This window comes from Chitinophaga tropicalis (genome assembly GCF_009758205.1).
GTDB lineage: Bacteria > Bacteroidota > Bacteroidia > Chitinophagales > Chitinophagaceae > Chitinophaga > Chitinophaga tropicalis.
In genome coordinates, this window is sequence record NZ_WRXN01000006.1 from 501,859 (window position 1) to 511,191 (window position 9,333).

Annotated in this window: 11 protein-coding genes; 3 read left to right on the forward strand and 8 right to left on the reverse strand. The window is 43.8% G+C overall.

What is annotated here, in order from left to right; all coding sequences use genetic code 11:
- Positions 1-10 precede the first annotated feature (10 nt).
- On the reverse strand, positions 11-442 hold the full coding sequence (locus GO493_RS16705; RefSeq protein WP_157307348.1) for a MarR family winged helix-turn-helix transcriptional regulator: 432 nt from the start codon (positions 440-442) through the stop codon (positions 11-13).
- Positions 443-638: 196 nt separating this feature from the next.
- Here GO493_RS16705 and GO493_RS16710 point away from each other — a divergent pair, with 196 nt between their 5' ends.
- Positions 639-1,673, forward strand: a complete 1,035-nt coding sequence (locus GO493_RS16710) for an MBL fold metallo-hydrolase (protein ID WP_232538874.1) — start codon at positions 639-641, stop codon at positions 1,671-1,673.
- A gap of 67 nt (positions 1,674-1,740) precedes the next feature.
- Here GO493_RS16710 and GO493_RS16715 read toward each other — a convergent pair whose 3' ends face one another.
- The 7 genes from GO493_RS16715 to GO493_RS16745 all read right to left on the reverse strand — a co-directional run bounded on the left by GO493_RS16715 (position 1,741) and on the right by GO493_RS16745 (position 6,764).
- Positions 1,741-2,754, reverse strand: a complete 1,014-nt coding sequence (locus GO493_RS16715; protein WP_157307350.1) for an MlaD family protein — start codon at positions 2,752-2,754, stop codon at positions 1,741-1,743.
- 3 nt (positions 2,755-2,757) lie between these two features.
- Positions 2,758-3,531: an ABC transporter ATP-binding protein gene (locus GO493_RS16720; protein WP_232538875.1), complete on the reverse strand. Its 774-nt coding sequence runs from the start codon at positions 3,529-3,531 to the stop codon at positions 2,758-2,760.
- 2 nt (positions 3,532-3,533) lie between these two features.
- Positions 3,534-4,328, reverse strand: coding sequence for an MlaE family ABC transporter permease (locus GO493_RS16725; RefSeq protein ID WP_157307351.1), 795 nt, complete (start codon positions 4,326-4,328; stop codon positions 3,534-3,536).
- A 288-nt stretch (positions 4,329-4,616) separates the two neighbouring features.
- The gene (locus GO493_RS16730; RefSeq protein ID WP_157307352.1) at positions 4,617-5,276 is read right to left on the reverse strand and encodes a Rossmann-fold NAD(P)-binding domain-containing protein; all 660 of its coding nucleotides are present in this window, start codon (positions 5,274-5,276) and stop codon (positions 4,617-4,619) included.
- Between the two features lie 57 nt (positions 5,277-5,333).
- On the reverse strand, positions 5,334-5,765 hold the full coding sequence (locus tag GO493_RS16735; protein WP_157307353.1) for an SRPBCC family protein: 432 nt from the start codon (positions 5,763-5,765) through the stop codon (positions 5,334-5,336).
- Between the two features lie 4 nt (positions 5,766-5,769).
- Positions 5,770-6,123, reverse strand: a complete 354-nt coding sequence (locus GO493_RS16740; RefSeq protein ID WP_157307354.1) for a VOC family protein — start codon at positions 6,121-6,123, stop codon at positions 5,770-5,772.
- Between the two features lie 53 nt (positions 6,124-6,176).
- Positions 6,177-6,764, reverse strand: coding sequence for a TetR/AcrR family transcriptional regulator (locus tag GO493_RS16745; protein WP_157307355.1), 588 nt, complete (start codon positions 6,762-6,764; stop codon positions 6,177-6,179).
- Between the two features lie 169 nt (positions 6,765-6,933).
- Here GO493_RS16745 and GO493_RS16750 point away from each other — a divergent pair, with 169 nt between their 5' ends.
- On the forward strand, positions 6,934-8,178 hold the full coding sequence (locus tag GO493_RS16750; protein ID WP_157307356.1) for a glycoside hydrolase: 1,245 nt from the start codon (positions 6,934-6,936) through the stop codon (positions 8,176-8,178).
- A gap of 10 nt (positions 8,179-8,188) precedes the next feature.
- Positions 8,189-9,199, forward strand: coding sequence for a non-reducing end alpha-L-arabinofuranosidase family hydrolase (locus GO493_RS16755; RefSeq protein WP_157307357.1), 1,011 nt, complete (start codon positions 8,189-8,191; stop codon positions 9,197-9,199).
- Positions 9,200-9,333 lie beyond the last annotated feature (134 nt).

A 9,333-nucleotide genomic window follows, 5' to 3' on the forward strand; every position in this document is an offset into this window, starting at 1 on the left:
TTGCTTTTGATCATGATGCTGCTGATAAACCTTTCAGAATGGCGGAGAGTTGTTTTACCAGTTGTTTACCTTCTGTTTTTGTAATGGGAAGGGTATTGATAAGCTCCAGCGGGATCTTCTCTGCCTGTTCCCTCAGGGAAATACCCTCAGGCGTGATCTCTACCTGGACAAGCCGCTCATCCTGCGGGTCTCTTTCCCTTGTAATGAGCTTTTTCTGTTCAAGCCGCTTCAGCAGGGGCGTCAGCGTCCCGCTGTCTAACCAGAGATGATGGCCTATATCTTTTACTGACAATCTTTTATGTTCCCAGAGCACCATCATTACCAGGTATTGCGGATATGTAAGATCTATCTCTTCCAGCAACGGCCGGTAGATGTTGGTGATCTGCCTGGAAAGGGCATATAAAGGGAAACATAATTGATTTTCCAGCTTCAGAAGATTCATTGCTTAAAATTGTATTGTGCAAAATTAAATTATGCACGTTAGAACAGCAAGCGAAATATTTTTTTGTTTTGTTAAAATATCCGGGCATCTGGTTCGTCAATAAACTGGTATGAAGAAATTAATCAGGATAATTGTTAAATGCCTGAAAGTAACACTGGTTATACTTGTGTTATTGATAATCACAGTATTAATATATATGAGACATCCTTTATTCGGGGAAAAGCCGTCAGGAAAAAGATTAGAGTTGATAAAACGATCACCTCATTATAAAGACGGGCAGTTCCGGAATGTTCACAACACGCCGCAGCTCTCAGAAGGGTATAGTATGGGCGGCGTTTTGTATGATTTTATGTTCAAAAAGAGGGTCCGTTTACGCCCGGTAGATTCACTGCCATCTGTAAAGACTGATTTGCTGGCCCTTACACCCGAACAGGACGTACTGATCTGGTTTGGCCATTCGTCCTACTTTATACAGGCAGGAGGGAAACGCTTCCTGGCAGACCCTGTATTTTCCGGCAGCGCTTCGCCCCTGCCCGGAGGTACCAGGGCTTTCAAAGGTGCCGATATTTACGCTGTTAACGACTTCCCGCCAATAGATTACCTGTTCATATCGCACGACCATTACGATCACCTGGATTATAAGACCATACTGGCGCTGAAAGGAAAGGTAGGTAAAGTGATCTGTGGGCTGGGAGTAGGGGCTCACCTGGAAAGGTGGGGCTATTCAGCTGATATGATCATAGAGACGGACTGGTGGCAGGATGTGGACCTGGGAAACGGATTTATGGTACATACTGCACCCACCCGTCATTTTTCCGGAAGGAGCTTTGCCCGGAACAATACATTATGGCAGTCTTATGTATTGCAGACACCAGCTATGAAGATCTATATAGGAGGTGATAGCGGTTATGATACCCATTTTGCAGAGATAGGGAAGAGATTTGGTCCTGTAGACCTTGCCATTCTTGAAAACGGTCAGTATGATCTGGCATGGAAGTACATTCACATGCAGCCGGAAGAAGTGCTGAAGGCCGCAAAAGACCTGAAGGCAAAGAGGCTGTTACCTGTACATTCTTCTAAATTCACATTAAGTAATCATCCCTGGGATGAACCATTGAGCAGGATAAAGGCAATCGCTGATATTCCGCTGGCTACGCCTATGATAGGGCAGGTAGTAGACCTGCATAATAATGAGCAGGTCTTTGAAGAATGGTGGAAGGGTGTAAAGTAAATGCCCTGATAGCGCTATCAGGGCTCTATATATAAAGAGGCTGTATTCAATACAGCCTCTTGCTTTATTATTTAGCGTTCTTAATACTGTCTTTCCTCGCTTTCTCTGCTTTTTTTGCCTGCCGTTTGAAATACCCCCTGAGGAAGAAGTTATGTTTAAGTGCTTCCATATTCTGATCCAGTTTGCCGGTACTCTTGTTGAGGTTCATAAGCGTCTGCTTCAGATCTTCTCCCGCCTGGTCATCATTTAACAGTACGCCTACTGGTGAAGAAGCACTTTGCAGGTTGCTGTTCAGGCTCTGGCTGGTGCTTTTCAGGTTTTCCACAACAGCATTTGCATTACCCGCCACTTCTTTCATCTGGGCTACCGCAGTGCGCAGGTTGCTGAATACAACGGTATCCGTAATAAGGCTGTTGGTAAGTGAACCTTCACGGCGCAGACTATGAGCATAATCTGCCAGCCCCTGCGTCAGCTTTTCTGTGTTGCTGGCCGATTTCTGCAGGGCGGCAGCGGTAAGCGCCAGGCTGTTATACAGTGACTCGTCTGTTAACAGTTTACCAAGAGTACCTTCTCCTTCCACTATCTTTTTACTCACTGTCTGAAGATTGCTGGTGATGCCCAGTAACTGTTTATTGTTTTCCTGCAGGGTGTTCATAATATCGTCAGGGCTAAGGGCCACAGATACTCCCAGGTGATCGCCATCCTGAATAGGGCGGGCCTTATCTGTACCGCCGGAGAGGGCAATGATCTTGTTCCCTACCAGGCCGTCAGAACCGATCTTTGCAACCACATCTTTCCGTATGAACGGCGCGGAGCTTTTTTCAATATTCATCAGCACTTCTATGCTGTCATGAGTCAGGAAGGTGATCTTTTTCACAGAGCCTACCTTTACGCCGGAATACCAGACGATATTCCCTGCCTGTACACCGCTGACATTGGAAAAGATGGCTGTTACCTGGATGGCTTTCACAAATGCCTTCTTTTGTCCTCCCAGTGCGAGTACGCCAACAAGTACTATCAGCAATCCGATAAAGATAAAAATGCCGACTATGACTGAGCGCCTGTTGCTTGTTTCTTTCATATCTTACTGTATAAAGTTGTAATCATAAAATTCTTTGATCAGATCGTCTTCTGTGCTGAACACTTCATTAAAGTTGCCCTGTTTAACAAACTGTCCTTCTTTCATTACTACTATCTTGTCGCCCACTGCTTTTGCACAGGCAAGATCATGCGTAATGATGATGGAGCTGGTATTGAAACGGCGTTGTACTTCGTTGATAAGGTTGTTGATCTCAGTGCAGGTAATAGGGTCCAGACCTGCGGTAGGCTCATCATACAACATAACATCGGGACGGAGAATAAGCGTACGGGCAATGCCTATACGTTTGCGTTGTCCACCGGAAAGCTCAGATGGCATCTGGTTGATGGTCTGCGCCAATCCAACGGCTTCCAGCACTACATTCACCATTCGTTTCACCTGCTCGTTTTTAATATGTGGGGTATTCCGTTTCAGAGGGAATGCCAGGTTCTCGCCTACGGTCATACTATCGTATAGTGCACCATGCTGAAAGCAGAAGCCTATTTTAAGGCGTAGTTCCCGTAAGCCTTGTGTATCCAGTTTATCTACTTCTCTACCCAGTACGTTGACATAGCCGGAATCTGGTGTTAACAGGCCTGCAATGATCTTGATCAATACAGACTTTCCGGTGCCTGAACGGCCAAGTACGACAACATTCTCTCCCTTATGTACATCTATAGCGATCCCACGCAGTACATGATTGGAGCCGAAAGACTTGTAGAGGTCCCGGATATCGATCACCTTCTCGTTCATATTTATTTCCGGTGTAAATGATTTCATGTCTAACGGATGGAATTAGATATTTGAACAATAATGATCTCTTCAATAAATATCAGGAACATGGATATTACTACAGAAATGTTAGCCGCTTTACCCACACCCTGGGTACCCTGGGTAGCATGATAACCCTGGTAACAACTTACTACACCAATAGTAAAGCCGAATACAACAGCTTTGACGCCGGTAGTAATGAAATCCAGGAATGTAATATTCTTAAAGGCTTCCTGGAAGAAAGTGGTGAGCGTTGTCTGCTCGTTCATGTGTACATCTATAAAAGACCCCATTAACCCTACAAGACCGGTATAACCAACCAGTACGGGAATACATACTGTCGTAGCCATGATCCTGGTCACTACCAGGTACTTGAAGGGATTGATAGCAGATACTTCCATAGCGTCTATCTGTTCGGTTACCCGCATGGAAGCCAGTTCTGCACCTATGCTGGAACCTACTTTACCAGCACAGATAAGTGCTGTTACCAACGGTGCAAGCGCCCTGATCACAGCAATTGCAATAAGGGAGGGCAGCCAGGAAGTAGCACCAAATTCCGCCAGGGAAGGCCTGGATTGTTTCGTGAAAACAAGACCGGTAATAAAACCGGTCATAGTGATCAGCGCCAATGACTTATATCCAACCAGGTAACACTGGCGTATAAATTCTTTCACCTCTACAGGGGGCCGTAAAACCTCTTTGAAAAACCTGCTGATGAACCTGAATATGTAATAAATGTCTCTGAAAAAGCCATCAATCCCTTTCGATATCAGTGGTTTTTCTGCTTGTTCTTTACTGGACTCCATTTGCCGGTTTTAAGCAATTGTAAGATATTTTAATAAGTGCAACAGGCTATGTACGATACATACACCTAATTACAATTTTAGGTCTCATTTGTTAACTGGGCCCGCCAGGGTTTTTAACAATAGTCTGAAAGATACAATATTTTCACATTGTTACATATTTACAATGTTTTATGAATGAGTTAATTAATAAATCAGTTATTCTTTTAAAGGGATGGTAGCTGTAGGGAAACTTGCACAGGAGGGAAAATTTTACTACAGGACGCTGCCTGACCGGCAGCGCATCCTGTATCAGGCTTTAGCCAGATCAACAATGTCTTTCACTTCAAGCACCTTTTTGGGATATCCCTTAACGGCAGCATTGATCATAGCCTGCCCCACTTCTTTTAGTGTACAGAAGCCGGCAGGATAAACTAGCCTGCCAACAGGGTAAAGCCAGGCAAAGTATTTATAATAACTTTTGATGTTTTTCTGCCCGGGACTGGCTTTCATAAAACCAGGACGGAACATATAGGCGTTTCTGAACAACCGCATCAGGGCATTTTCCGTAGCTCCTTTTACCCGGGCCCAGGCCATTTTTCCCTGCTCGCTGCTGTCTGTACCTGCCCCGGTAATATAGCAGAACGTCATTTCAGGGTTCAGACCTGCCAGCAACTGCCCCACATGCATGGTAAGATCGTAGGTAATGTGTTTATATTCTTCCTTGCTCACGCCAACAGAGGAGATGCCAAGGCAGAAAAAGCAGGCGTTATACCCCATTAGTTGTTGTTCAATAAGAGAGAGGTTGAAAAAGTCCGTATGAATGATCTCCCGGAGTTTAGGATGAGAGATGCCGCCGGCCTTCCTGTTGATAACAAGTACCTGTTCTACATCAGGATGGCCCAGGCATTCAAGCAGAACGCCTTCACCAACCATGCCTGTTGCTCCGGTGATAATTGCTTTTATTTTCATGGTTGTAATTTAACAACAAACTGCGATGAAAATAACATACCCGGCCGGTCAGCATATTTATCGCTCAATAAATTTTTTCAGTATTTCTATTGTTGACCGCCAGTAAAGATTTATATGTTTAAATATTGAGTCAGTAGGAAAATTGCTGATGGTCAGTGAAAGAGTTGTCTGATCAACAGCAGGAGTCAGTATAAATTCAAGGATAGTACGATTCTCCGGTGTGTCCGGCAATCGTGACAACGAACTTAAATAATCGTATTTAAGGAGATGATTGGGTATAAATTGCAGGACTGTGCCCTTATTCTCAAATACCACATGGTGAAAACCTTTTATGACAATAGGACCTCCTGCTTTCCAGTCGGTAATGACCTCTATCTTCATTTCAGGGTCCCCCATCCACTGTCTGAGCAGATGGGGATCTGTTAATGCGTTCCATACGGTACTGGGAGAAGCGTTTATGATAAGGGTTTTCTCAAATTGCTGTACCATATTTTTAATTTAAATAATGCCCAACCTCAATAAACAGGTTGTCAAAATAAAAATAAAATCCAAAACTGTTCCTTATTTTTCCAGGAGCCCTGGTAATATTGATCTGTCCGTCCAGCAATTTTTTATGAATGGCTTCCACTTCTTCCTCACTGTCAACCATAAACCCGATATGGAAGTCTTTAGGGTAGGAAGCCTCTTCTCCCTTCATTAGAACAAGCGTAAAGTCTCCGGTGTTCTTTAAAACTGCAAGCACATTATCTCCTTTTACAGCTTCACATTTAAAATTGAAATAGGTTTCAAAGAAATTGACATTACGGGTTACATCAGTAACAATTAAATTCAGGTGATTAATAGTCATAGTTATATTGGTTTAATAAACGAATGTTCGTTCGTTTTAATGAGAAAAAATTTTTAAGGTCTCAATGCCTTCATAACAAGATTGAAGGTTTGTTTCAATGATTGTTCTTTTAATGTAAAGGGCGTTCCCGCCATAGAGGCCTGCTCAACGTGAAACTTTACAAGGGTATAGAAAGGCCCGAAAGCAATAGCCCAGTAATGCACAATGGGAATATTCACCAATTCTCCTTTTTTAACAGCGTTCCGTACAAATTCATTCATTAATTCTTTGAAAGCAGTAGGTTTAATGTCCTTATGCCTGATAAGCGGAGAATTACGGAACTGCTCATGGAACTGAAACTCCAGTGGATTTTTACTGATATTATTGTAACGGTTCTTCCATTGCAGCCATAATCCGCTTTCAAAATCCATTTTAGGATCAAAATTTTTCAGCGCATCTTTTTCAAACTTCTCCTGCACCTCTATAAAAAGCTTATTCAGAAGGTCTTCCCTGCTCTGGAAATATATATAGATTGTTGAGGCCGAAATATTAGCTTCTTTTGCGAGTTTTTGCATACTTAAGCCATCAAAGCCTTCATTTACAATCATCTCAATCGCTTTTTCGCGTATAACCAACTCTTTATTTTCGTCTTTACTTCTCATAATTGGATGCAAATATAAACGAATGTTCGTTCATTTTAAACATTTGTGCTATTTTTTTAGAGAAATCAACCACAGTTCCCCTGAAAGTCGTATTACATTCGCTGTCGCGTTATTTCCACGTGTGAAATTATCACCTCAAAATCAAACAATAACAGAAAACAAATTAACTATGAAAACAAACCTCCTTCTCAGGGCACTGGGAATGTCATGCCTTTCCCTTAGCTTAATTGTTTCTTCCTGCTCCAAAGACCAGGCTTCAGAAGAAATTACCCCAAATGGTCAGAGAGGCGATGCTTCCTCCGAAGCAGCCATACTGGCAACAGCTACAATTGATGCTGCTACCGTACAACAAACTATCCGGGGGTTTGGCGGTATGAGTATTCCTTTATGGATAGGTGACCTGACAACTGATCAGAGGACCAAAGCTTTTTCCACTACCAGTGGAATTGGCCTGAGCATCCTGCGGGTAATGGTCCCCACCAGCAGCAGCCAGTTTGCAGCTGAAAAACCTACTATCGATGCAGCCAAAAGTTATGGTGCCACAGTAATTGCTACCGCCTGGAACGCCCCGGCGTCGATGATGGACGGACTTTACCTGAAATCATCTTCATGGGCAAATTATGCCGCTCACCTGAAAGCTTATACAACAGCAGTAGGCGGCGTATATGCCCTCTCTCCCTGGAATGAACCCAATTATTCCGCCTCAGGATGGATGCATGCCACAGCGGCGGAGATCGCCAATTTTGTAGCTGCCCAGGGCGATAATTGCGGCGCTCCCATAATGGCGCCGGAGCCATTTAATATGGACCAGACTTTCATAAACACATACCTGGGCAATGCCACCGCAAAATCAAAGACACTATTTGTAAGCGGACATATTTATGGTAAAACGCCCTATAACTTAGGCAACATTGGTAAATCAGTATGGATGACGGAACATTATACCAATTCTTCTATCAGTGGCAATGACTGGAATAATGCCATGGCAGCCGCCAAAGAGATCCACGATTGTATGAATGCCGGATGGGCGGCGTACGTGTGGTGGTATATACGCCGGTTTTACGGACCAATAGATGAAAACAGTAATATCACCAAACTGGGCTATGTTATGACCCATTTTGCAAGATATATTCGCCCGGGGTATACCAAAATAGCCTGTCCGGCCAATCCAACCACTGGTGTATACACCACAGCTTATAAGAGCGGGTCAAAAATTGTCATTGTTGCTATTAATACAAACGCTGAAATAACCTATCAGCCATTTACTATCAGCGGAGTAACAGTTACAGGTTTCAATCGCTATGTAACTACAAGCTCATCAAACCTGACATCAAGTACCTTGAGTGTCTCAAATGGCAGCTTTGGTATTAACCTGCCCGCATCCAGCATAACAACATTAGTGTCAAACCCCTGATCATAAAGCTATGCAACAGTTAAAATACGTAAGTGTAGCGGTTATACTGCTAGCACTATTCACCTGCTGTGCAAAAAAGCAGGTGGAAGATTCATTGTCTGTCACCACAGAATTAAGCGCTGTTGTGACTGCTGATGCAAACCCGACTCCAAGATGGTATGCAGAAGCCAGGTGCTTCCTGGATGGGCCGGCAGGAGCATTTGATGACCTGGCGGTAAAAGATCCTTCTATCATCTACTCAGGCGGCAAATACCATCTTTTTTATACCGGTCGTGACAAAGGTACCGGTGGCCTCTGGCGCATGGGGTACGCCTCTGCTACTTCCATTGCCAACCTGAAAACGGCCAACCGCACCTTCATGAGCGCCTTAAATGCAGGGTCCTATTTCTGTGCACCGCAGGTCTTCTGGTTCCCGGTAAAAGGCAAATGGTTCCTGATCTACCAGAGCGGGCAGGGAGCCTCATTCTCAACATCGACAGATGTAGGTAATCCTTCCTTATGGACGCCTGTAAGAAGCATGGGATTTAACGATGGAATAGACTTCTGGTGTATATCTGACGGTACTTATGTGTATTGTTTTTATTCTGCCCAGGATGGTTCACGTACCATTAAAAGGCGGAGAACAACCGTAGCCAACTTCCCTTACAGCTGGGAAGCTCCTGCGGTGGTTGCCACCAGCACTTTTGAAGCGCCTCATGTTTACAGGAACAAAGCAGATGGAAAATATTACATGATTGTAGAGGACATCAACCGGTACCAGGAGTTATGGACAGCCAGCAGCCTGGGCGGGACCTGGACAAAAGTTGCCGAGAAATGGGCCTCGAGGGATAACCTGAGTTTTCTGTCTGAGGTCTGGACAGACCAGGTTTCTCATATTGAGGCTTTACGTTCCGGCATAGATGAGAAAATGGAGATAGATAACATTGACCGTTGCCAACTGCTGATCCAGGGAGTAGTAAATGGTAACTATGGGGAATATGGCAATATTCCTTATGACCTTGGTGTAATCCGCAATTATTAATATTAAAAGAAGCCGTCTCAAAAGTAATTTGGGACGGCTTCAGCTTTTTATACATTTTTTTAGATAAAAGGCGCCTTTTTGTTAACCATATGATGCTTATTGTGTTATAGGAAGTATGGCAAGAGGCAAAACAT